10 protein-coding genes are annotated in these 26,215 nt (G+C 61.6%); 1 reads left to right on the forward strand and 9 read right to left on the reverse strand.

Annotated elements, in window-relative coordinates; all coding sequences use genetic code 11:
* Nucleotide 1: 1 nt before the first annotated feature.
* From FHW85_RS04195 to FHW85_RS04215, 5 genes are read right to left on the reverse strand one after another with little or no spacing between them, the layout of a single operon-like run.
* On the reverse strand, nt 2-2,083 hold the full coding sequence (locus tag FHW85_RS04195) for a flagellar biosynthesis protein FlhA (protein ID WP_167257231.1): 2,082 nt from the start codon (nt 2,081-2,083) through the stop codon (nt 2-4).
* Nucleotides 2,080-3,150 (reverse strand): EscU/YscU/HrcU family type III secretion system export apparatus switch protein, encoded by a 1,071-nt coding sequence (locus tag FHW85_RS04200; RefSeq protein WP_168647455.1) that lies wholly within the window; start codon nt 3,148-3,150, stop codon nt 2,080-2,082. The genes FHW85_RS04195 and FHW85_RS04200 overlap by 4 nt, the downstream gene beginning before the upstream one ends.
* A gap of 1 nt (nt 3,151) precedes the next feature.
* Nucleotides 3,152-3,898, reverse strand: a complete 747-nt coding sequence (locus tag FHW85_RS04205) for a flagellar biosynthetic protein FliR (RefSeq protein ID WP_168647456.1) — start codon at nt 3,896-3,898, stop codon at nt 3,152-3,154.
* The gene (locus FHW85_RS04210) at nt 3,895-4,167 is read right to left on the reverse strand and encodes a flagellar biosynthetic protein FliQ (protein WP_167257228.1); all 273 of its coding nucleotides are present in this window, start codon (nt 4,165-4,167) and stop codon (nt 3,895-3,897) included. The genes FHW85_RS04205 and FHW85_RS04210 overlap by 4 nt, the downstream gene beginning before the upstream one ends.
* 2 nt (nt 4,168-4,169) lie before the next feature.
* A complete protein-coding gene (locus FHW85_RS04215) occupies nt 4,170-5,309 on the reverse strand; it encodes a tetratricopeptide repeat protein (RefSeq protein ID WP_168647457.1) in 1,140 nt (379 codons plus the stop codon).
* Between the two features lie 621 nt (nt 5,310-5,930).
* On the opposite strand from FHW85_RS04215, the gene FHW85_RS04220 reads away from it, so the two are divergent.
* The gene (locus FHW85_RS04220; RefSeq protein ID WP_168647458.1) at nt 5,931-6,503 is read left to right on the forward strand and encodes a DUF4291 domain-containing protein; all 573 of its coding nucleotides are present in this window, start codon (nt 5,931-5,933) and stop codon (nt 6,501-6,503) included.
* A 747-nt stretch (nt 6,504-7,250) separates the two neighbouring features.
* Here the strand turns inward: FHW85_RS04220 and FHW85_RS04225 are convergent.
* From FHW85_RS04225 to FHW85_RS04240, 4 genes are all read right to left on the reverse strand, one after another.
* Nucleotides 7,251-7,640, reverse strand: coding sequence for a hypothetical protein (locus FHW85_RS04225; RefSeq protein WP_168647459.1), 390 nt, complete (start codon nt 7,638-7,640; stop codon nt 7,251-7,253).
* Between the two features lie 605 nt (nt 7,641-8,245).
* Nucleotides 8,246-8,647 carry a hypothetical protein gene (locus FHW85_RS04230; RefSeq protein ID WP_168647460.1) on the reverse strand — a complete coding sequence of 134 codons (402 nt, stop codon included), beginning with the start codon at nt 8,645-8,647 and terminating at the stop codon, nt 8,246-8,248.
* Between the two features lie 285 nt (nt 8,648-8,932).
* On the reverse strand, nt 8,933-9,241 hold the full coding sequence (locus tag FHW85_RS04235; protein ID WP_168647461.1) for a hypothetical protein: 309 nt from the start codon (nt 9,239-9,241) through the stop codon (nt 8,933-8,935).
* A 1-nt stretch (nt 9,242) separates the two neighbouring features.
* Nucleotides 9,243-26,003 carry a LysM peptidoglycan-binding domain-containing protein gene (locus tag FHW85_RS04240; protein ID WP_168647462.1) on the reverse strand — a complete coding sequence of 5,587 codons (16,761 nt, stop codon included), beginning with the start codon at nt 26,001-26,003 and terminating at the stop codon, nt 9,243-9,245.
* Between the last annotated feature and the right edge of the window lie 212 nt (nt 26,004-26,215).

Consider the following 26,215-nt stretch of genomic DNA (forward strand, 5'->3'; position numbering starts at 1 on the left):
CTTATGCCGCGGCCGGCGCCGCCGCGGTGGGCGTCACGCTGCCGAAGGCCCGCACCACGATGGTGCCGGGCAGTTCGTTGATGCCGATCACCGCCACATGCGGCAGCGAGCGCTGGATCAGGGCGCGCACGTGCCGGCGCAGCAGCGACGGGCACAGCAGCACCGGTGAAAGGTTCTTGGCCAGCATCGCGTCGGACTGCCGGGCCAGGCTGCCCAGGAAGCCGTCGAGCATGTTCGGATCGGTCAACAGCATCGAATGCCCCTCGCGCTGGCGCGCCGCCTGCAGCATCGAACGCTCGAATTCCGGTGCAAGGGTCAGCACGTGCAGTTCGCCCTGTTCGTTGCTGGCTTTCTGGCAGATGCCCGCGCCCAGGCGCTCGCGCACCTTCTCGGCAAGGTCCTCGGCCTGCTTGCTCACCTTGCCGGCGTCCACCAGCACTTCGAAGATGGTTTCCAGCTGACGGATGCTGACCAGTTCGCGCAGCAGGATCTGCAGCACCTTCTGCACGTCCGTATAGCTCAGGACGGTGGGCACCAGTTCGTCGACCAGACCGGCCTGGCGTTCCTTCAGGCGCAGCGCAAGGCGCTCGACTTCGGCGCGCGTGAGCAGGTCCGCCGCGTGGCGCTTGGCCAGTTCGTTGAGGTGAGTGACCAGCACCGTATCCGGATCGACCAGGGTGTAGCCCGCGCCGCGCGCGTACTGGCGCGCATCCGGCGAAATCCATTGCGCCGGCAGTCCGTAGGCCGGATCGCGCGTTTCGCGGCCTTCCAGCTTGGGCCGCTTGCCGCCCGGGTTGATCGCCAGCACCGCGTCGAAATGCAGCTCGCCCTGCCCGATGCGGTTGCCGTTGAGCAGCACCTGATACTGATGTTCGCCCAGCGTGCCCGCGGTGGCTTCGCGCGTCATCACCGGCGGCAGCACGAAGCCGAAGTCCAGCGCGAACTGCTTGCGCAGGCTCTGCATGCGTTCGTTGAGTTCCGCCGCGCGGTGCTGGAAGACTTCCTTCACGGCCGCGCCCAGGCGCAGTTCGAGCGGGTCGATCTGCAGGCTGCGGTAGAAATCCTCTTCGCCCTTGGGCTTCGCTTCGGGCGTGTCCGCTTCGGTTTCCGCCGCGGATTCGGTGGATGCGCTACGCCTTGCCAGCCAGATCATCGCCGCGATGCCGGCCAGCACGAAGGCCACCGGCAAGACCGGCAGGCCGGGCAGCAGCATCACGATAAACAGCGTGATGCCCACCACCATCAAGGTGCGCGGGTTGGACAGCACCTGCTTGGCGATCTCGCCGCCCAGCTCCGCATCCGACGCGGCGCGCGTGATGATGATGCCGGTCGCCACCGCGATCACCAGCGAGGGAATCTGCGTGACGATGCCGTCGCCCACCGTCAGCAGGGTGTAGCGGTGCACGGCCTCGGTCCACGGCATCCCATGCTGGAGCATGCCGATGGACAGGCCGCCGATGATGTCGATCAGCAGAATGACGATGCCGGCGATGGCGTCGCCCTTGACGAACTTGGTGGCGCCGTCCATCGCGCCGTAGAAGTTCGCCTCGCGCTCGATCAGGGAGCGGCGGCGGCGGGCCTCGGCCTCGTCGATCAGCCCCATGTTCATGTCGGCGTCGATGCTCATCTGCTTGCCGGGCATGCTGTCCAGGGTGAAGCGCGCGGCCACTTCCGCCACGCGCTGCGCGCCGCTGGTCACCACCACGTACTGCACCACCACCAGGATCAGGAACACCACCAGGCCGATCACATAGTTGCCGCCCACCACATAGCTGCCCACCGCACCGATCACATGGCCGGCGCTGCCGCCGTTGAGGATCAGCCGCGTGGCCGACACGTTCAGCGCCAGGCGGAACAGCGTGGTGATCAGCAGCAGCGACGGAAAGGTGGAAAAGCTCAGCGGCGAGTCGGTGAGGAAGGTGATCAGCAGCACCAGCAAGGCGATGCTGAAGTTCACGATCAGCAGGAAATCCAGCAGCCCCGGCGAGACCGGCACGAACAGGATGGTGAGGATGAAGATCATCGCGCCGACCAGCGCGAGATCCCGCCTGCCATCCAGCAGCTGGCGCAGCAGCCCCTTCATGTATGCACCTTGTGGCCCGGGCGCGACATCACCCAGCGGTAGACGGCGCCGACCTCGCCATAGCGTTCGGCCGGCACGCTCTCGTCCAGCGCGCATTCGCGGAACAGCGCACGGGCCAGCGCCGGCGAGCGCACGATCGGCACGCCATGCCGCGCCGCCACCTGGCGGATGCGCGCGCTGAGCCAGCCGCTGCCCTTGGACAGCACCACCGGCGCGAGCATGCGCGAGCGGCGGTACTGCAAGGCCACCGCCACGTGCGTGGGGTTGGTCACCACCACGTCGGCGGACGGCACGCGCGCCACCGACTGGATGCGCTTGAGCATGTCGCGCGCAAGGCGGCGGCGCTTGGAGCGGATGGCCGGGTCGCCTTCGCGGCGCTTGTGTTCGTCCTTCAGCTCGCGGCGGCTCATGCGCAGCTTGCGGATGAATTCGCGGCGCGAGAACAGCAGGTCCAGCACCGCGATCAGGCCGAATACGAACAGCAGCCACTTGGCCAGATGGCCGAACAGATCCGCCAGCTCCGCCGGAATCGCCGCCGGCGCCGCGACCGCGGTAGCCATCAGCGGCTGCCACAGCGCATGCGCCATCCACGCCAGCACGGCGGCCAGGATGCCCAGCTTCAGCAGCAGGCGGCCCAGGTCCCACAGCGTGCGCAGCGAGACGATGCGCTTGAAACCCTTGACGGGATTCAGTCGCGAAGCGTCGGGCTTCAATGGCTGCGTCGAGAACATCGGCCCGGTCTGCAGCAGATTGGCGGCGATGGCGGCGATGACCAATGCAAAGATCGACGGCGCCAGCGCATGCCACACCGGCGCGAACGCACCGCCCAGCCAATGCCACAGTCCGGCGCCGGGCGCCGGCGCCGCGCCGGCCATCGCCAGCGAAGCGCGCACCGCATCGGCCATGGCGCGGCCGATGCCGGCCAGCCCCGCGATAAAGGCGAAGCAGAACACCGCCAGGCAGATCACCGCCGTCAGCTCGGTGCTGCGCGCGGCCTGCCCTTTCTCGCGCGCTTCCTGCAGGCGGAACGGCGATGGCTGTTCGGTCTTGTCCTGATCTTCGGCCATCTCAGCCCCGGACCATGGATTGCGCGCCGGCCAGGCCGTCCGCGAACAGCCGCCCCAGCAGCGCCGGCGCCAGGCGCAAGGAACCGGCCAGCAGCACCAGCACCGTCGCCACCTTCAGCGGCAAGGCGAGAAAATAGATATTCGCCTGCGGCATCGAGCGGCTGGCGAAGGCCACCGCGATATCCACCGCGAACAGGCCCAGCACGACAGGTAGCGTCACCATCAGGCCGAGCAGAAATTGCGAGCCGAGCAGGTTCAGCAGTGCCGTGAGCGAGGGCGCATGCGCTGCCGCGCCCAGCGGCACCCAGCGCACCGAGGCGACCAGGTGGCGCAGCAGCAGCAGATGGAAACCGAGCGCGAAGAAGGTGAGCGTGCCGGCCAGCGACAGCACCGTGCCGAGCAGCGAATCGGTGCCCTGCAAGGCCGGATTGAACAGGTTCGCCGAGGCCAGACCCGCCTGCACGTCGAGCATGCGTGCGGAGAAACCCAGCGACGCCATCGGCAGCATCACCGCCAGCCCGTAGCAGGCGCCGACCAGCAATTCGGAACAGGCCGCCAGCACCAGATCCGCCGGCATTGCCGACGGCGCGGCGATGCCGGTGAGCAGCCACGACAGCGCCAGCAGCAGGATCGCGCGCACGTGCAGCGGCGCCCACGCGAACGGCGTAAACGCCGGCATCAGCAAGACGGGGACGAAACGCAGCGTGGCCAGCATCCAGGCCACCACGGCAAGCTGCAGGCCGATCATGCCGATCCCATGCCTCCCGCCATGCCGATCACCTGCCGGGCGAATTCCACCACCACGGCCATCATCCACGAGCCCAGCAACAGGAACAGCGCCACCACCAGGATCAGCTTGGGGATGAAGGTGAGCGTCATCTCCTGGATCTGCGTGACCACCTGGAACACCGACACCAGCAGACCCACCAGCAAGGTGCCGAGCAGGATCGGCGCGGACACCTTCGCCGCGGTCAACAGCATCTGGGCCAGCAGGTGCATGCCGGTATCGGCGTCCATGCTCAGGCGCGTCCGGCCGGGCGCAGGCGCGCCTGCAGCTGCTGGATGAAATCGACCGGGCGGCGCGTGGTGTCGATGCCCGCTTCGGCCAGGATGCCGTCGACCATCGCCGCCGCCTCGCGGTCGCGCCCTTCCGCGCTCCACAGCAGGCTTTGCGCATAGCGGGCGTTGCGGCTTTGCGGGTCCAGGCGGAGTGCGCGCTTGATGTCGCTGCGCGCTTCGTCGGCATGGCCGTTCAGCGCATGCACCAGGGCGATGCCGCCGTGGGATTCACCGAAGTTGCGGTCCAGATCGAGCGCCTTGCTGAAATGCGCGTACGCCTGGGCCGGGTTGCCGAGCAGAAGATCGCACCAGGCCAGCGCGTGCCAGGTGCCGATGTGCTGGCTCATGCGGTCCGTGGCGCGGCTGAGAAAAGCATGCGCGGCAGGCACGTCGCCATTGAGCATCAACGCTTCACCGGCACCGGCGAGTGCGCGGCCGGCTTCCGGCTGCGTGGCCAATACCTGGGCGAAGGACTGGTAGGCGGACTGGGCATCGTGCGACCACAAGCCGAGCGTGCCCAGCGTGGTGAGTGCGTCCGATTGCGCGGCGTCGATGCTGAGCGCGTGCTGCGCGGCATCGCGCGCATCGGCCACCTGCGCCAGGTCGAGGTAAAGCATCGCCAGCAGGCCCCAGGCCTCGGCATGCCGTGGATGGTTCTGCACCACCGCGCCGGCGACGGCCGCCGCGGCTTCGTACTGCTGGCGGTGCTGCAGCAGGCGGGCATGCAGCAGGGCGATCGCCGGTTCATCGGGCGAGCGCGGCAAGACGGAGGCAAGTACGCGTTCGGCGGCATCGAGCCGGCCCGCGCCCAGCAGCGCGAACGCAAGATCGTGGCGAACGGCGACGCTGTCGGCGCCGGCTTCGAGGCAGGCCACCAGCGCATCCGCGGCCACCGCGAAGCGGCCACGCGCCAGCTCGCATCGTCCTGTGCGGAAAAGGAAATCCGGGCGTTCGCGCAATGCGGTCGGCACGCTGTCGAGCGTGCTTTCGGCCTCGTCGAGCAGACCATGGGCCAGCAAGGCATCGACCAGATCGATCACGATCAGGTCATTGCCCGGGTCCTGGCGATGGAAATCCCGCAGTTGGATCAGCCTGTCCATGGCGACCTCCCGTTTGACCACTCCCTGTCACGAACGGCGGCGCCCGCAGGCACCACGACGAACCGGTACGACACTTCCCCTCCAACGACCCTTTCCAAGGCCGGCACTGCGTCCCCTGAACAACCGCCAGATCCCTATCCATGCGGCACGCCAAATCAGCATAGGGGTGAAGGAAATGGCATAGCAAGATCAACTTTGTGGCGTTTTTGGTTCACAAATGACCGAAAGAAAATGTGATTTATATCGTGAAGAAAATGTCTAAGAAGCTCCGTTTATCGGGTGATTGATTCGGCAACTTCTTTTGCTTGTTATAAATTTTTGTGTCGTTATTTCTTGCGACCGCATCAGGGCGCGACGCCACAGATGAATGATTTCTTGCACCAGGCTTTCCTGTTTTAGCGACTTTGGGTCATTTGGGCATGGGCAGGGATTTCAGCACTTGTATGCAGTGCAGCAATCGACGGAACATCGCGCACGCGTGCAAAGCGCCCTTCCCCAAACAACTCCTGTCTACTGGAATATCAAGCCACGTCGCGGGGTTTCGCGGCCTCGAATTGGGCTGAAATTACGCGGCGATAATCGACAGAATTAATCCAGTAGAAAATACAAATAGCCCTTGAAATGACGCAAACAAACTTTCCCCAACGCCAGATTCGCGCGCTTTACAACGAGCACACGCTCCGCGTTTATCAGGCCTATTCCCACGCCATCGCCGACAGCGCCCTCGCCCACCAGACCTTCGTCTCGCCACCGTTCAAGCGCGAGCGCATGACGTGGATCAAGCCGTCTTTCCTATGGATGATGTATCGCGCCGGATGGGGTGAGAAAGACGATGGACAGCGGCGGATTCTCGCTATCGACATTACTCACGAAGGCTTTGCGTGGGCGCTTGCGCATAGCTGCCCGAGCCATCCGGAGCCAGGCATGAGTGCGGATGAGTGGGAGGAGCTCAAGCGGAGATCGCCAGTGCGGATTCAGTGGGATCCGGAGCGGGATCTGCATCTGAATCCGCTGGATTATCGGGCGATTCAGATGGGGTTGAGTGGGGAGGCGGTGGAGCGGTATGTGGGGGAGTGGATTCGGGGGATTGAGGATGTTACGTCGGAGGCGCGGGGGATTCATGGGCTTGTGCGCGAAAACCGGTTGCTTGAGGCGAGGAGTGCTTTGCCAAATGAACAGCCTTATTCGGGATGACTATTGACGATAAATGTACGGCCGCGACCGATTAGCAAACATTGCATCGCCGAAACAGCGCGCGCCGTACAAATATCCCATCCCTTCAAGCCTCGAACTCGGCCACCAACTCAGCCAAACAACCAGAGTCGCGCAAAACCCCGATTAATTCTTTTCAGAAATTTGACCACCCATTAGATCAAGAAGAATTTCATCCAGCCTTTCATCACTCAGCCCCGTCGCGGCGCCATCCGAGCTTTTTCGACGATTTCAATTGATCACTGTCACCATTACTGACGGCGAAACCCCATCAAAATCAGAATAGAGCAGATCGGCCAGCTCGGAATTTGTGCGCACCTGCTGCCGCTCAAGCAATGCCTTGAACGCTTGACTGGGCAACATCCCCGATCTTAGTAAATCTCTAATGGAACTCATATATTCACCAGACAGACAAAGGGGCCGGAGGTGGTTAAGCGCTTACTCGAAACGATGGCGCCATCTGACATGCCGTAAAGAAGGATGCTGATGTCGCCAGCTTTTGTCATCGCCAAATATCTGCATATCAGTTCATCGAAGAACTCAGCATGCCTCGCGGACTGCGCCTACTTGAAGTATGAGCGCGAGCTGGGAGACAAAGGGGCCGGGGGTAGTTAAGCGCTTACTCGACTCGCCGGAAGCGCTCGATATGAGGCAGCCGAAGTTGAGATTCTGGCCACCGCACTTAACTACCTCCGGCCCCTTATTGCGCCCCTTTATCATACACGTCCATTATTGCGCTTTTTCAGGTGGCTCTGGCTGACTCTCCGTCCAGTTCCAGCCCGTCTCGCTAATTATGAGGTCCTCAAAATCGCAAGATGCAGTAACAATCCTCCCCCCACTCCTGATTTGCCGAATGAGTGCCGCAACCCTCAACTGGAAACCCATAACCTGCTCATCCAACTCGTCCTCCGCCACTATTTCGACATAGTACTTCGATGCCTCAATAAAATCGTAAGGTTTCTTATTTAGCCGCGACGGGTCAAAGTCTTCATTATTGTAAACCAGCAAACTAACATTCATGCCCGAAAAAATATTCTTTCCAGATTCATAGACCGCCCCTTTTACCGCATCAATGACCTCATTCGTATCTATGTACAACATGCAAGAGAACTGATCCATTAAAACATCCCTAGAATCCGAACGATAAAGGCGTTTGCGGGCCATTATCAAAAGCGCCACCCTCTTGAATGACAGTAATTTGAACCTTGTCTTCCGGAATGTCTAAGGTTCGCGCAATAATTGCCTTCATCGCCGTCAGTTTTGCCTCACCCGCAAATATCCTACCGTTTTGGATGGCGGCGGTGCGAGACCTAAATTTAGCGCCCTTGGGTCAGGACTGCCGAATCGCTGGGCAACCAGTTCATCGAAACGCTCAGGGGAAACACGGATCCCAAAGTCAAAGTCCGAATTAGACAAAGGGGCCGGAGGTAGTTAAGCGCTTACTCGAAACGATGGCGCCATCTGACATGCCGTAAAGAAGGAGGCTGATATCGCCAGCTTTTGTCATCGCCAAATATCTGCATATCAGTTCATCGAAGAACTTAGCATGCCTCGCGGACTGAGCCTACTTGAAGTATGAGCGCGAGCTGGGTGATCAACGACTCCAAGCGATGGTCAAAAAGGGCTTGGGCAGCCAGCATCTGTACGGCCAAAGGGCCAGCCGTCAGCCTCAAGAGGCAACCGAAGTTGACATTCCGGGACTGCGTATAACTACCTCCGGCTCCTTATTCGCTCTTCAACGTCATGGCCTCAACCCCTTCAAAGCCCAGGTCCCGCAAGCGCTGAGCGAGTTCGATGGAGTAATCCAAGTAACCTCGCTCGTTTATAGACTTTTCAGTAAAAAAATTCTTCCCGAGTATGTCGAGAGCATCGTCAAGCTCGATGATCGACTGGCGAGTCCTATGCGTAAACTCGAGTATGTAGATGTCTGACACCTCACCCTCTGGAATTCCGAATAACACGAATTCCAACCCACCCGAATCGCCCACATAAGCAGGCACCTCTTCGAAGCGCCCCGTATCTTCCTTCTTCAGGTGTAAGCCCTTAAATGCAAGATCAATTTTTTTCGCAAGAAGAGAGAGCGGAAGCGAAGCCGGAAAGCTTACAGTCGCAATAAAATCATTCATACCGCATACCGCCCTTGTAATAAAATAGTACAACAAAGGGGCTGGAGGTAGTTAAACGCTTACTCGACTCGCCGAAAGCGCTCGATATGAGGCAACCGAAGTTGAGATTCTGACCACTGCATTTAACTACCCCCGGCCCGTTATTCCCTTATTGGGGGGGGGTACGTTCGTTCAAAAGACCAAGGAGGTATCAACTCAAGCGAAAGCCGCCGCCGTTAACACCTAGCCCCTTACCCTGTTTGGAACATAAGAAGAAGCCACCGAATGGCGGCTTCTTAACTAAACCTATTTGACGCCAAGCCTTTCATCGACCTCAATGAATCTCAACAGCTCGTCGAAAAAAGCAGTGAGGCCGTGATCAGCCTTAAGGTCGTCCCGAATATCTTTCATCAAGCCATAGAATTCGGCGAACTCACCAGCGCTTAGTTCATCTGCGCTGATCATGTTCATACCGAAATCATCTATAGACTCAAGAAGCCCCCTCGCTACAGGTGACGTCGACACGCGCGCACGAATTGCACTGGTAATGCGTGCAAAGTCTACCGTCCTTACGTCGAGCGATTTTTGCTTGCTAAGAATGATGGTTCCGGACATTTCAATGCACCAAATAGATGACTTTTTTCTGAGAAGACACAGGAAGATTGTTCACGAAATCAAACAACGTCCCCCGGTTCGTCGGCGTTAAGAAGCGGGTATCAAACGGCATCATATCAACGCCGTTAGGCGCGGCAAGCTTATCGGCAAACGATTGAGAGAACTTTGGGAATGTCTTATCAAAATACATATTGATCTTATCGGCCTGAGCAAAGCTATCTGGCGTAAGCTTGAAATCAATACGGGCCCCAGAGAAGTCCCCTGACGTCACCAGGTAGTCGGCACTCGTGCCGCTTGGGGCGCGCTCCAAAGTTCCACCCAAATAGTTTTCCATCTCAGCTGCTGCCCCAGCTTCGCCGGGCGCATACGCTGCTCTATCTCCGTCTATAACGTTCAAGCGTTGCTGGGCGGCGATGTCAACTGGATCACGCGCAAAAAGGGTAGTCGGCCCAGAAGGGTTCATTTGGAAACCAGTACGACCAATCGCTTCGGCGTTGCCAGCATCAGCAATCGTGTTTGGAACACTTCGAATTGTAATCCTCTGAGCCGAGTCTTCCGCAAAATCAAACTGCCACGCCCCCTCAGGCCTGGCCATCCAGGTATCCACCGTCGCCAGTTCCGCCTGCCTTTCCGACAGACTCATCGACGACGAGAACCATGGCCCACGTGCTGAAAGAACACTCTCCGCCAATACTTCCCTTACAGCCACCTGCCCGGCGCTCTCTAAGCCAAAGACGGGCGCCGTGACCACACTCACGCCCAGCTCCAAGCGGTCGTTCTTCACCTCCATACCCATGCGGGATCCTTGGGTAAACGGATTGATCCCCTGCAACGTCACGCCATTGTCTTCTGCCGTCAGCGCCGCCCAATAGTCTCCCAACCTCTTGAGGACTCCAGGTGCGGCAGTTAACCCGGGCATGGCCACTACGGGAACACCATTTGCATCTCGCGGCGTACTATGAGCCATCACCTCCGCGTTGTCGTACATCGCGTTCCAGGGCGTATAGGGAGTCGCCCTAAAGCTCGGCTCCTCGCTGCGACCCGTCAGGCTGGACACCAGATTCGACCACGGGAACGCCACGCCAGGCATGGGCATGGCTCCGACTTGCGGTTCCGTGCCCAAAGCAGCTTGCAGGCTGACCGGATCGCCGGATCCCAGGAAGGTATCCGACACATCAGTCGTCACGCTTACCCCCTCAAGCTCGCTTATCGCCGGCATGGCATAAGGAACCCCCTTCCAAGCCACGCTCGAAGCCCCACTCCAATCCGGCGTTCCGGTGAACCAGGTGTAGTTATCCCGACTTAGTCCGTCAAACGCATAGTTACCAGACTCTGCCGGCATAGCCGGACCACCAGCACCCACCCACGAGCCGTCCGGCGTCTCCAGGAAGTTCACGTATGGACCCGACGAACCATTCAGGTGCATGGCGGAGTAGGCAATGGCGCCTTCAGACGTGCGTACTTGATTTGCCACAAGCGCGGTATTCGTCACGCCATAGCCATTCCCAGGCGCTGCTTGTGCATAACGTTCATCCACGGCCGCAACCTGAGGAGAGTCATCCATCGCGCTCTGTGCTCGCAACTCATAAGCGAGCTCGTCCTGTCCGGCCTGAGAGTTCCATAGAGTGAGGGGATTCATGGAGTCATAAGCCGCGACCTGCGTAGGCAGGCCAATGGCAAGGCCACTTTGCCCACCTTGACCATTCCACCTCGACAGCGGATTCATCGGGTCATAAGCACCTCCGACCGAAACCTGCTGACGGGACGCCCCTGACGGCTCATCCGCCTGCGCGCGCAACGGGAACTCGGACGTCACCCCCATGGCTAACGCATTGCCCGCCACATCCTCACCGATCTGCTGCCAGCTCGGCACATGGTTGTCCCCCAGCGCGGACCCCGTCACTTTCCGCACCACATCGCCAAGGGCACGCGATTCAAGTCGCTGCAGATAATCGCTATCGCCGTATTGATTGATCCCCATACTGGCCACGGTGTCGCCCAGCGCGCCGCTCGTTCGATTCGCAAGACTGTTGGACACCAGCCCCGCCCAGCTGAAATGCGTCGGCTGGCCCGTGATCTTCGAAGCAATCACATCACCGGCATAGCTCCCCGCCCCCTGCAGTGCCTGCCCCCAGCCGTTCAACACCGGCTGCCCCGCGCTGTCCACGCCAGCGGTGAACGCCGTACTGCCCTGCAATCCAGAAGTCACGCCCGCCGTCGCCGCCGCACTCAACGCGCTTTGCCCGACCTCGCCCCAGCTGAAGCCCTGATGGACGCCGGTGATATCGCCGGCAATCTGACCGGCCGCGTTGCCGGCGGCCGCTGCCGCCGCGGCCGAGGCCACCGATACCGCCGCCGCCGTCGTTGCGGTCACTTCCACGCCGGCGGCAGCCAGCTGCTCATACAGAAAACTACTGACCTGGGGACCGGCGTAGTACGTCACGATCACCACCACCGCAATCACTACGATCATCGCCAACGCATTGCAATGATGCTGACTCGGCGGCGGCGGCGGCGCGATCGTCGGCAGACTCGGTGTGGTGCTGCCCGTGATATCACTCGGGTTGTACGGCTTGAACGTCGTCGCATCATTGACGTTCGTGCTCACCACCGGAATCGTCAGATCCTGGCCAATGCTCAAGTCATTGTCGCTACTCATGGCGTTCGCTTGAGCAATGACATACCAGAGACTGGCGTTGCCATAGACCGCCTGCGCAATGCTCTTAAGCGTATCCCCCGCCTGCACCACATACCCGCCCGGGCCACCCTCGCTACTACTGAACGCAGTAACCCGATCCAGCACATTCAAGGTGCCACCTTCGTCGTACTGGGCCACCTGCTCGCCCATCACATACACGAAGTGCTGGTTCTGATGCCCCGGATTCGCCCCCTGATCAATGGTCGAACCATTGGCCGTGCCATCCCGGCGGCTGACGATCTGCCCATTCCCGTCATACCCGAACACCCGCACCGTATCCCGCACCGTGCCGCCGGCATATTGCGTGTGCTGCGCGATGGCCACGCGGTTGCCGCGGCTGTCGTAATAGCTCTCGTCCGTGGTCGGACGTACGTTCGGCGTATTGGAGATGTTCTGGCCGGTGGTGGCGGCCTCCAGGTAGCTGTCCTTGCGCAGATAGGTGATGGTGTACTGGTCGACGCGTCCGCCCGCATCGCGGTACTGGTACGACACGACATTGCCCATCGCGTCGTAACCGGCCGAGGCATTGGCGCCGGCATAGACCACCGCGTTGTCGAGCGTCAGGCCGCCATACGTGGTGTCGTCCGGGCCCGGCAAGGTGGTGGGCAGGTTGTCCGTGCCCGAGCCGTCCCAGCCGCTGAGGCGCGTAAAGTTCTGCTGCTCGGCCAGGCGGCCGACGGAGTCGTACCGGCTGACCGTAGCGCCGGAAAGCCTGCCGCCCACATCCGCACCAGTGCCGGTGTTACCGTCGATGTCATCCGGATCGCCCTTGGTGTTCGGGCGCTGATCCAGCGTGGTGCCCAGCGCATAGAACTGGTTGATCACAAGCACGTGCCCGGCCGCGTCGTAGCTGCGCGTCTCCGCGATGCCGTTGAAGCTGCCGCCGGCGGTGATGTCCACCGCATAGTCCGCGCGCACCATTTCGTTGCGGTCGTCGTAGTGCGAGCTCTGCACCAGCGTGTGGCCAGCCGCGTTCACCGTGGTACGCGTGACCACATTGCCCACCGCGTCATAGCCAAGCGCATAAGAAGACGAAGATGCAGTGACGACGATATTGCCGTTCTGCAGCGCGCCCGCCGATACCTGCACGCGGTTGACGCCATCGTAGGTGTACCAGGCATCGACCGTGGTGCTGCCGCTGGTAGCCGTCACCTCGCGGCGGTTGCCCGCTGCGTCGTAGCGGTAGGTCTCGTCCAGCGTGGTGGTGCTGGTGAGCACGTCCGTCACTACCACGTGGCTGATGCGGTTGTGGCTGTCGTAGGTGGTCTGCGTCACCGTGTGGATCGACTTGCCGTTGCCGTCCTTGGTGACGACCTCCTGCCGCGTCTGGTTGCCGTTGGCGTCGTAGCTGTAGCTGTAGACCGAGCCGTCGGCGAAGGTCTGGGTGGCGAGCTGGCCGTTGGCGTAGTAGGTGTTGGTGGAGCTGTTGGGTGAAGTGGCGGCGGTGACGTAAGGCGGCACCGATGCGTTCTGCGGCGTCGGTGACCAGTTGTCGCTCTCGCCCAGCAACAGGCCGCTGGACTGGTCGTAGCTGTAGTTGTAAGCGGCGCCGCTCATGTCCACGTGATGGACGACGCGGCCGTAGGCATCGCGGTCCCAGGTCTCGCTGTCGCCATTGGCATTGATCTGGCTGACCAGGTTGCCGCTGCGGTCGTACACGAAGGTGTTCTGGATGACGCCCGTGGGTACCTGCGGGACGTACTGATAGTTCCACACCGCCGCGTCGAAGGAGGCCGCGCCGATGCCGTTGGCATAGCCAAAAACGGCCAATGCCGCATAAGCCGCGCCCGGAGGTGCCGACGCCGTGACGGAGGAGTTCTTCCAGGCACCGCGGCGATCCGTGCTTATGAGGTTGCCCTGGCTAGTGCTGATCAGGTTGCCGGATGCATCGAACCACTGGATGGCCACCGCACCCGCAGCAGCGGCGCCGGAAGGAGACAGGTACAGCGACACCTGCACCGACGCGGAAATGGTCTGCCCCGCCGTGACCGGTACATGGTCGCGGTTGACCATGTAGCCGCTGCCATTGCCGCCATAACCGCCGACCCAGGAACCGTTGGAGGTGTTGTCCTGCGTATGGATGGACCAGCCGGCTCCCTTGTCCCAGCCGCTGTCGCCGTTCTCGAAATCCGGATTGGTCGGCTGCGGGGTGAAGGTGCCATTGGGCAGGCTCACCACCAGCTGGCCATCCGGCGCGAGCATGATGGCGCCGGCCGGTGGCACGTAATCCATCGACACGCCGTAGCAATAGACGCTGCTGGCGATGTTGTAGTTGATCGCGTTGATCCCGAATCCCATCCAGGCCGCGCCCGCCGGAGCCGTCGCCGTCTGCGTGGAATAGCCGATGCCCCGCCCCGCGGAAAGGATGTCGTTGTTGTAAGGCGCGCTGATGAAATTGCCGTTGGCGTCGAACCAGAGGATCTGGACCGCTCCGCCGCCATGTTCGCCGATCACCTGGAACTGGCCACGGGCGGTGACCGTCTGCCCGGGCACCACCGGCACGCGATTCAAGTTGGTCATCGCGCCGGCGCCGCTGGCGGTCTGGCCCGAGAAGCAGGCGGTCGAGCCCACCGAAGACCAGCCTGGATCCGCCTGCCAACCGTTCAAGCCATCGCTGAAATTCGGATTGGTCGGCTGCTGCGTCCACGCCTGGCCGACCCCGCCATGCTGATTGGCCTGGCTGGCGGCGCGCTGCGCCGCATCCTGGCTCCAGATCACCCGGCCCTGGCTGTCGTAGCCGTAGTAGTTGGCGTGCTTCGCCGCATTGGTCGCATCGCCTGTCTGCAGATAGGCGGCACCCAGGCCGTCGTAGCTGATCAGGCGATTGCCGGCTTGATCCAGCACGTAGGCCTGCTGCCATACCGCAGAACGCGTAGTGCCGTCGGCCGACAGCTCGAAGTCGCCCTGCTGCACCGTGCGGCCGAGATTGTCGAGATTCTTGAAAGTGATATGGCCGGTACCGCTCTGCTCAGCCACCTCGCGGCCGTAGAGGTCATACGCGGTGTACGAGGCCGCGCCGGTGCCATCGACCGTCTTCACCACCTGGCCGACTGCATCGTAGATGGTGCGGGAAGTGTTGCCGTTCTCGTCGATCGACAGCGTCAGATTGCCATCGACGTCATAACCTGACGTCTTCACCGTGGTGGTGGTGGTGCTGTTGCCGTGAGCGTCCACCACCGCAACCGCCGCCCCCGTTTGGGTGAGGACCTGATTGCGTTCGCTATAGGTATAGGTCGTGGTCTGACCCGTTGCATCGGTGGAACTGACGACATTGCCCCAGCGGTCGTAGCTGGCGGCAAGCGCGGCATTGCTGCCGCTGGCGGCGCTGTTGCTGGGAGCTTGTACGGCAGTGGCGCGGCCGTCCAGGTCACGGGTGTAGAACGTTGTCGCCGTGCCCGTGCCGCCAGTGAGCGGCACGGTGTCGGTGATGAGCTGGCCGGCGAGGTTATAGCCGTAGGTGTGCACTACGCCCGTCTTCGGGTCGGTAACCGTTACCGCGCGACCCGCCTCGTCATAGACGGTAATGCCGTTCAGCGTGACGCCATCGCCGGTGCCGATCGCTTCGCCGAAGGCGTTGTAGGCCGTCGAGGTGGCGAGATCCGGCGCGAGGGCGCCAATGCGCTGCACGCTGGTCGACAGCAGATGGTCGTCCAGATCGTAGGTGCTGGTCGAAACGATATGGGTGGTGCTACCGTCGTTGCCATCCTGCGTCCAGAACGTCTGCCGCAGATGGCCGGCGTTGTCATAGGTCATGTACCTGGCCTTGCTGGAAGACCAGTCGACCAGCTCGCCCGAGCCCACGGTCAAGGTCGCCGTAGCGTGCCCCTGCCCGTCGTAGCGGGAATACGTCATCAAGGTCTGGCTTCCGTTCATGGAAGCCTGCATCGTCAGCAGACGATTGCCGAAGGCGTCGTAGTTATAGGTCACCCACTGCGAGGTGTTGATGTACAGCGAATCGCTGGTCAGATCCAGCGCAGGATTCGCCGCCAACAAGGCCTGCCAGTTCGACACGAGCACTTTTTCCTGCGGGCTGCTCACCAGCAGGATCCGCCCCAGCGCATCGTATTGCGTGGTGATCGTACGCCCGCCCTGCGTCGTCATCATGACCCGGCCTTCGCCGTCGTAGACGTAGCTGGTGGTCACGAAACCATGGACCGTGGCGCCGCTGGCATCGATGTAAGTGCGTAGGACCGATTCGCTGCTCTTCTGGCCCAGGCTGTTGTAGGTGCAGGTCGAGGTGCGATCGGCGCCCGATGCGCCGGGCAACGCGGGCGGCGCACCGCCAGCCACCAGGCCGGCCGTGGCGATGGGTGTCGCCCACTCGGTGATCGATACGGCATCGCCGTACGCGTCGTAGGTCCAGCTGGTGACGTAGCCCTGAGGATCGACCGAAACGGTCTTGTGGCCGAGCGCGTCGTAGTAATTGAACGTGGTCGCCCATACCGCGTCCCCGGAGGCGGGATCGCCCTCCACCAGGGTCGACTGGCTCGAGAGATTGCCGTAGGCGTCGTAGGTGTACGTGGTGACCGGCGAGCCGGTGGCGGTGCTGCCGTCGCTCCTGGTGTATGTCACCGCGGGCTGGGTGACGGCAACCTTGCGACCGAGGCGGTCGTAGGTGGTGACGATGGAGCGGTCGTCCGAAGACGTGGTGAGCTCGGACTGCAGCTGAGAGAGGGTGAGCGGATTGTCGGCGGACCAGGCGCCCTCCGACATTGCCTGAAGATCGAGCGCATTGGCGTAGCGCGTTACGACAGTCTGGTTGCCATGGACGTCGTACTGGTAGCCAGTGACATAGCCGCTCGCGTCGACGGTGTAGGCCAGGCGGTCGTCGGCCGTGTAGATCGCATAGGTGTGGCGGCCCGCGGCGTCCTTGGTGACCAGCAGATGGCTGTTGTCGTCGTAGGTGGCGTAGGTCCACTGACTGGTGGACGTTTCGTCTACGGCGTGAGTGGTTGGGTTGTAGATATTCGCAGGGGACTGGTCGACGGTCAGTACGCTATGGCCTTGATAGTCGTTGTTGTACTGGAGGTAACGCGCCGCATACTGGCCGTCATCCACCGTGGACCGTGTGAGAAAGCCATCTGCGTCGTACTCGTACGTGGTGACGATGGGGCGCCAGTCCATGGCGTATTGGCCATCGACGATACGCCCGACCACGACGGATGGACTCGTCTGCTGAATGAGGTTTCCGCTGCTGTCGTATTGATAGAGCCAGGTCTGGCCGTCCTTATTGGTAAAGGAGGTCTTGAGGCCCCGTGCGTCATAGGTATAGGTGCCGCTTACCGAGCCGGACAGTGAATCCAGCGTCTTGCTTACGTTGCCGGCTGCGTCGTAGACCAGGCCGCTGGCCCGGACATCCGATGCACCCGGGTTGGCCTGCGCGACAGCCGCACTCACTCCGCTCGCATCCCATGTGGAGGGCGCGATGGCGTTGGCGTAGGTCAGCGTCCAGGCCAGCCTCCCATCGCCGTCGTAGCGCTTTTCGGTGACGTAGCCATTGGCATCGATGCCATAGGCCTCCCGTCCGGCGCCATCGAAAACATGGCGGGTGATATGCGCGCCGCTCGTCGCCACGAGCTGTGCCACAGCGTCTGCACTGGTGCCGGCGTTGAACGCCGAGAGCGGCAGCAAGGCTCCGTAGGCGATATCTTCGATAGCGTTGCCATCGCCATCGTATCGATGCTCGATGACGGAGGCCTCACTGCTGGAAACCGCCCGTGCGGAGAAGCGCACCCGACCCATCGCGTCGTAGTAGGTGTACGTCACCTGGGCGGTGGACTCGCTTGCCCCCGCGGACTGGAGGGCTGTCGCGACATCCGCGGACGTAGCCGTTCCAGCGGCCAGTGCACTGGCAAGAGCACCTGCCGGGTGCAGGGCCGTGCCGTAGACGATCGTTTCCGTCACCTGCCCGGCGGCGTTGTAGCGGAGCTCCGTCACCATGCCACTCGGGTCGATGGTGAACTGCAGTTGGCCGGCGGTGTTATAGACCAGGTAGGAAACGGCATCGTCATCGCTCGTCGCCAGCTGTGGCTGGCGAGGCGTGGTCGAATCGTATTGATAAGAAGGAAGGAGATTCTTGTAGCGCCGGATGGACACAAGCTGGCCATCGGCGTTGTAGCTTCTCTGGGTCACCAGGCCGTATGGGGGCTGGGTTCCTTCGCCACCGTAGGTTTTGTCTCCCACGGGGTTGACCTGATAGATGAGCTGATTGGCTTCGTTGTAGAAGAAGTAAGGGTTGTAGCCATCGAAAGAAGTGCCCTGGGAAGTGACATTCCCATTGGCGTCGTACGTGGTGGATACGTCGTTCCTGCCGCCGGTATCGGGATAGGTGTCAGTCGCGCGCCCCAGCGCATCGTAGTTGTACTGAGTGCTGCCCTGCCCCGACAGAACCTGCGATCCCCCGCGCCATACCGTAGTGATGTCATTGGCCGCGTCGTAGTAATACTCCGTGCGCAGATTCAGATGATCGGTACCCGTGCCCGGGTCCTGGATCATCACCGCCAGCTTGCCGTTGCCATCGTAGGCGTAGGTGGTGAGAACACCGCTGGCATCCGTTTCGGCAATCTTCAAGCCGGCGCCGTCATAGGTGCTGACGACGCGCAGGTTCAAGCCATCGGGATCGACAGTCTTCACCACCACGCGTCCGGCGTCGTCGTAGGTATACGCGGTGACGTGGCCAGCCGCATCGACGGTGCGCACCAGGCGGCCATCGCCGTCGTAGCTGTTGGTCGCCACGCTGCCGTCGGGGTTGTCCATCTCCAGCAGCCGTCCGGCACCGTCGTATCGATACGTCGTGGTGTAGCCGGCCGCGCCGGTGGAAGCCACAACCTGCCCTTCACGATTGCGGGTCGTGCTGGTGACGATATTGCCAGGTGCCGTGACCACGACGCTGCGCAGGGCATCGTCGTAGGTATAGGTGGTCACCCGGCCCATGGCGCTCGTTTCGGCGATGACGCGGTCGTAGGCGTCGTAGTCCGTATGCGTCTCGCGCTGGAGACCATCCACGCTTTGGGCCTGGCTTATGCGGTGGCCGAGATGATCGTAGGTGTAGGTGGTAGTGACTTCGTTGCCATCCGTGGCGGAGATGAGTTCACCAAACGCGTCATAGTCGAATGCCACATTGCTCGGGCCAGGATCGGAGCTGTAGCGATCTGAAACGCTCCAGCCATTGCCTTCGACGCCATCGGACCGGCTGATCAGCAGCCCTCTTGCGTTGTATTCGTAATGGGAAATCCGGGAGTCGAACTGGTCGCTGGCCCAGATGCGCTCGCCGAAGCCGTTGTATTGGTAGAGGTAGACGTGCTCGTCGCCATTGCCGTCATAGGCGACAGTGGCCGTATGGCTGTCACCGACGCCGTTATAGGAGTAAGTGACGGAATATTGATCGCCCGAGATGACTTCGACCAGGTTGCCCAGCCCGTCGCGGACATACAGGGTGATCTGGTCGGGATTGTCGCCAGCCAGCTCGGCGGACTTGAATGCCTGCAGTTTCGCGATCGTCGGAGGATACCCGTCCGCCATTGAAAAGCGAGACGAATATACAATCGACGCAGAAATCTCGCCGAAAGCGTTGTAGTCCGTTTCGACGACCTCACCCATCAAGCCGTCGACGTCACTTTCCATACTATGGACCGTGTAATTGCGTCGACCTGCTGCGTCATAGACGTACCATGTGCGATTGCCAAGCGCGTCGGTAGCCAAGGTCTGGTGACCCGCCAGATCGTACTCATAGCGCGTCTCGATGCCGGCTCCATCGGTCTGCGACAGAATATTGCCTGAACCCCAACGGACCAGCGTGACCGTTCGGGCGTCGGCCGTACCGTCGGCCACGGTCGTCGACTTCAGCCGCCCGGCCAGATCGTAGCTGTAGCGGGTGACGGTGCCCTCTTCGTTCTGCTCGGTAGCCAATTGGCCGTACGCATCATAAGTGCGGCTACTGGAGCGGGATGAGGCGCCGACCAGAGCTGCCATCACACCGGCCAGGCTGTCGTCGGCAAGTCCACGCACGGAGCGGTTATAGCGCTGTTGCGTCAGCTGCTGACCATCGAGGTCATAGGTGTACTGCGTGAAATACTCGCCGTCGAACTCACCAACCACCTGGCCGAAGGCATCGAAGTACCTCTTGGTGGAGCGGTCGTCGTCGCTGGGCTGGATGATCAGGTTCTGCAGTACGTCGGCATTCGTTTCAGTATCCGCCTGCAATGCGTACGCATGTGTACCGACGAGATGGCCTGCCGCATCGTACTCATTGGTGGTCAGGTACCAATCGGCATCCAGCGCCCCGGTCAAGCGACCATTGGCGTCATAGTAGTAGCGGTTAACTCTCGGATTCGCGTTGCCGCCGCGATCGACCGCCATCTGTTGAACCAGGCGGCCGGCCGCATCGTAGTAGTACGAAGTAACCGAGCCATTGGTGTAGCCGCTGGACTGGGTAGAAGGGTCATTATTTTCGTCGTATTGCCAGGTGCCGCTTCCCACGGAATATCCATCAGTGACCGTCTGGACACGGCCCGCCGCGTCGTAGGTGGTGGCCACCACGCGATCAAGCAGAGGCTTTGCCGTCGGCAGCACCGACTGGAGGTTGACGCTGACGACACCATTAGCCAGCCAGCCGCTGGTACTGATCGTCGTGGCGTAACCGGTCTGATTGATAGCGCGGCCAAGGTCGTCCCGCGCATAGGCGATGATGGCACCTGCCGCATCCACCGTCGCTTCTACATTTCCGGCCGCGTCATAGAACGTGTAAGACGCATTGCCGAGCGGATCCACCACGGCGACCTGGCGGCCCGCCTGGTCGTAGACATACTGCGTGGTGCTGGTGGAAAGGGGCGTCTGCGTGCGTGGAACGATGAAGTCGAGCGACGAAGTAGTCGCCGTGCCTCCGAAGTACTGGGTTTCAAGCAGCGTACCGTACGATGTTTGCTTTACGACGCGTCCCGCCGCGTCGTAAGCGAACTGTGTAATGTGCCCGCCCGTCACGCCGTAGCCTTCCGCTACGGTGATGGAATAGACCACACGGCCGTTCGCGTCGTAGTACGTATAGGTGGCGTGTGCGTTGACATCGGCGTCGCCCGCTGCCGTCAGCGCGGCCTGCACATCGGCGATCTGGGCCGTTCCTTCGCTCAGGGCGAGCTTCAAGGCTGCACTTGGTGCTATCGGAGTTGCGTACGCCAGCTTCGCGCCGACCTGGCCAAGCGTGTTGTAGCGCGTCTCGGCCACATTTCCCAGTGGATCGATGGCGAAGCGCACGTGGCCGTCCGCGTCATAGACCACATAGGAGACATGGTCTGCGCCGGTCGCCGCGGCGGCAGCCAGTGTGGCACCGAGCGCCATATTGGAAGCGGTCGTTCCGGCAGCCAGTGCCGCGAGAGCCGCGGTGCTGACCAAGGCGCCATAGGCGTGCGTGGCTACTACGCGGCCGTTGGCGTCATACGACTGCTGGGTTACCGCCCCCATGGCCGAACCCGGCTGGCCTGCCGGGGTGATGGTGAAGACGGCTTCGTTGGCTTCGTTGTAGATCGTGTACGTCGTGGCGCCGTTGCCGTCGGTCGATGCGACGAGGTTGTCGTTGGCGTCGTAAGCGTACGTGGTGGTGATCTGGAGTCCTGTCGGATCCACGATCTTCCGGGTCAACCGGCCAAGGTTGTCGTAGACGTACTTGGTTGTGCTGGCTGCATCGGTGCCGCCAGCCACCGTGGTGGTCAATACGTGGCCGGCGCCGTCGTACGTATATGCCGTGACGAGTGCGGAACCACCAGACTGGGATCCCTCCGTCTTGCTCAGGACGTTGCCATCGGCATCGTAAGTGTAGCTGGTGATCGTACCGGCCGGGCTCGTCGTGCTGAGCAGGCGACCTTCGCCGTCATAGAGATTGGAAGTGGTGAGCGCAAGGCCTGCCGGGTCGACGGTTTCGCTGAGCAAGCGTCCATCGGCATCGTATATGTAGGCGACCTTGTGGCCAGTGGCATCGACGACCGTGCTCAGATGGCCATTCGCGTCATAGGTGTTGGTGGTGATTTTTCCGGCCGCATCCTTGGTGGTCAGCAGCCGGTTTTCGTCGTCGTAGGTGTAAGTCGTGGTATTACCGGCACTGTCTGCCGTACTCAGCGTATTGCCGAGCATATCCTTGGTGATCTGGGTAACGACGCCAGCGGGCGTCGTGATGGTGGTTACCAGGCCTGAGTCGTTGTACTGATAGGTGGTGACGCCACCGGCGGCGTCGATCTGCTTCACCACCCGGTCGTAGCGATCGTAGTTCGCCTGGGTCGTGCGGAGCTGGCCGTCGACGACCTGACTGGTTACAACCTGGCGAGACGAGACATCGTAGCTGTAGCTGATCGTCTGCCCACGTGCATCGGTGCGGCTGATCACCCGGCCGAACGCGTCGTAAGCCACTTGAGAAGTCTGGGATGCAGTGCCTCCGGCGTCGTCCGTTTCGCTGACGCGCTGCCCGCGCTGGTCATAGCGATACTGCGTAATTGAGCTATTGCTTGCGCTGGGCGTGCTGCCCGGGTTGCTCAGCTGGCTGGTGACCTTTACCAGATCGCCGAAGGCGTCGTACTCATTGGCAATGACGTAGCCGTCGCCATCGGTGGTCGAGGCCACCTGCCCATTGGCGGTATACACCGTCGCGATATGGTTATTGGCATCGCCAGCGGCGTTCGGCAACGCGGCAACCGCATCAGCCACCTGGGCCAGCGTCGCACTGCCCGCATTGAGTTCGGCCCCGGTTCCCGAGCCCCCGGTAATCAAGCTCAGCTGACTGGCATAGGCCGTGGTTGAAGTTGCCTCGCCAAAAGCGTTGTAGCTGTACGCAGTGACGCTGCCCAGCAAATTCGGGGTTCCGCCGCTCGACTGGCCCTGCACGCGATAAGCCAGGCGCCCAGCGTCGTCGTAGTAGTACCAGATGCTGTTGCCCTGGCCATCGGTGGTCTGCACCAATTGGCCATCCGCGTTATACGCATTCGTAGTGACAGCGCCGGTACCGTCGGTTGCCGTCAGCACATCGCCATAGGCGTCATAAGTCGCGGTGCGGGTGCTGTCATTCGTAACTACGAGATTATTGCCTTGCCAAACCGAGGACGTCGAATGTGTATTAAGTAAATTTCCCGCTCCGTCGTACGAATAAGTCACCTTCGTGGAAGCCGAGCCGTAGACGTAGTCCATCTCCACCAGACGATTACTTGCATCGTAATAACGATGCACAACTTTGCTTTCACCTTGCCTGTAACTGTTCAAGGTGAGGAAATCCGTAAAGCTCGGAATATTCGCGATCTGATCGGAAGTAAGCGGTGCTGAACCCTTCAGCTCCAAGAAGCGCGTGGTGTAACCCGGTATAAATGTCGTCTCAAGATGGGCATAAACCGTCAGGTAGCCGCCCGCATCGATCACACCGATCAAGCGATTCTGCCGATCGTAGTATTGGTGCGTCACTTGGTCCGAATTGCTGGCCGGCACGGCGGCCTGGATAGCTGAAAGTGCCGGGGCCCCACCAAGTGCTGCGCGCTGACCCGCTGTCAAAGGCGTCGCATAAGTCGTGAGGAGAGTCGGGTTGCCTGCATTATCGTAACTTGTGGTCGTCACGTATCCCGATGCATCAATGGTCGCAACTGCGCGATTGCCTACGTCATAGACCGTCTGCGTCAGGCGATCGCCACTGCTGTCCACCATGGCCGCATGCAGCGCCGACCATGTCACCGGTGTCGCGAGGACGCTCCGCTGCGTCGCGGTCAAGGAAGTAGCGTAAGCCTTGCTAGCCAGCACATTGCCCGCGCCATCGTAGGTTTTCGTTATGACATTACCCGCGGCGTCGATAGTCGCCACGAGCCTTCCGGCTTCGTCGTAGACCGAATCGGCAACTCGATCTTCAGCGCTCGCCGCAGGCAGCGGCAATGCCTCGGGTTTCGCTGCTGTCAATGCCCCGGCGCTGATCCATCCGGCGATGTTGATCGTGGTCGCGTAGGCAATTGCACGAACGATTCGTCCGTCGTTATCCCGCAGGTATTGCGTCACCGCGCCAGCGGCATCCACTACTCCGCTCGCCAGTCCGTCTGCGTCATAGAAGGTGAAGACAGCCCTTCCCGCGGGATCGATGGCGGCGACAGGCTGGCCTGCGGCGTCATAGAGATACGAAGTGATACGCGAAGCGTTTCCAGCGGCAGCCTGAGTTTGGCTGATCAGCTGACCTCTGCTGTTTCTAAGCTCGGTCGTCGCCAGGCCGTTGGCCTGGGTAATGACCACGGTGCTCAGGCTGTCCGCATATGCGTAGGTGGTGATTCCCGCGGAATCCGCAGTGCTGATCAGGCGCCCCAAACCGTCATATGCGTAACTGCTGGTGAGCGTCAGAGTATTGCGATCCGGCTCGGTTCTTCGGATGACCTGTAGCAGGCGACCGCTTGCATCGTAAACATACTCAGTGAAAACCGAGCTGTAGCCGACCAGGCCGGCAGTAATACCGCTGCCATCGCTATTTACCGCTCCCCAAGCCGTGCTCGAAGCGAGCAATCCGCGAACGTCGTAGGCGTATTGAGTAAGCGTGGTTTTTGCGAGCGTTGCTTGCACCGCACCGCTGGCCACCCAGGCCTGCAGATCGGCCAGGACAGGAGGCGTGCCCGTCGTCAGCGACGTCACGTCATACTGCGCCCCCAGATAGGTCCGCACAGCACTGACCACACTCGCCCCCGACGCAATCGTCGAATAATCCTGCTCCGTCACCGCCCCTACCGGATCGACCACAAAACACAGCCGATCACTGGCGTCATAAACGTAATACGTCGTCTGCGCCCCGCTCGCCGCCACATACCCCGGCTGCCCCACCGTTCCCTGCGCCGCCACCGCATACGTGGTCTTGGTAAGCACCTTCCCATCCGCGTTATAGGTGTAGCCGACGGTATGCCCCGTCGCATCCACCACGCTCAGCAGATTCCCGTCCGCGTCATAGCTGTACCGCGTCGACGCCCCATTGGCATCGATCGACTGCAGCAGGTTGCCGTTGGCGTCATAGCTGTACTGCGTCGTCGGATTCGCGCCGTTGACCGCCGGCTCCTTCACCTGCACGAGGCGGCCCGAGGCGTCGTAGCCGTAGCTCCACACCTGCCCCAGCCCATTCGTCACCGTGGTGACGTCGCCGCCCAGGTCGTAGCCGATATTCACCGTCTGCGCCGCGGCGCCGGTGCCCGTGGTGGCGCTGGCAAGGCGATAGACGCCGTTCGCATCCTGCACATAGGTGTAGCTCGCCACCGTGCCATCGCTCTGCGTGACGGAGGCGATGCGATCGCTGCTGCCGTCGTACGTATAGGTGGTGGTGTAGCTGCCGGTGCCGGCGCTGTTGGTATCCGATGCCAGCGTGGTGGTGACGGTGCTCAGGCGTCCCTGCGTGTCGTACGCGTAAATCACCTGTTGCCGCGTCACCGCCGTCGTCTGGCCCGGCGGGATCTCGGTGATGGAAAGGCCGGTGAGCTGGCCGGCGTCGTTGTAGGAAAGCGTGAGGGTGTCGCCATCGTCGGCGGCGATCTGCGACAAGCGGCCGCCGGTATAGCTGAAGCTGTAGCTCGCGCCAGTCTGCGTATTGGTCAGTTTCTGCAGCTGGCCATTGCTGTCGTAGGTTTCCTGCAGGCTGTGCGCGCTGTCGGTCCAGGTCCAGGTGGACGTGCCGGCGTCCCAGGCCAGGCGGTCTTCGGAGCCGCTCTGTCCGGTGCTGACATAGGCGCCAAGCGTAGCGTCGTAGGCGTAGGCGACGGCGGAGCCGTCGTCGTCCGTGCGTGTCACCGTGCTGCCGGCCGCATTGAGCGTGCCGCTCAATCCGCCGACATGGCGCGTGAAGCCGAGCAGCCAGCCGTGGTTGCTCGCCTGCTGGCTGTTGTATGTCCGCAGGAAGTTCAGCGGCGTGCCGTCGAACAGCAGCGATTCGTCCTGTCCCTGCAACACCAGGTTGCCGGACGCGATATTCGCGTACTGCATGCCATGGGCCTGCCCCAGCGAAGCGGCTCCGCCTTGCGTCTGGCCCAGTTGGCTCAGCGACGTGTTGGTGAGGCCCAGCCCATTCCCTGCGATGACAGCGACCATGCGTATCTCCCGGATAAAACATTGAGGAGGACGCGATTTCTTGCGTCCACTACAAGGTCAATCCAGGAGTTGGGGAAAAAGTTTAGGGCTGGATGCGAATTAGCTTCGCAAAACAGCGAAGCCGATTTTGTCGGACGGAGCTTGGAGGTAAGAAATTACATCGGAAAGCCACGCAAGCAACTGATTTAAAATAAATCACTGGCCGCGACCGA

The organism is Dyella sp. SG609 (assembly GCF_012275375.1).
Lineage (GTDB): Bacteria > Pseudomonadota > Gammaproteobacteria > Xanthomonadales > Rhodanobacteraceae > Dyella_D > Dyella_D marensis.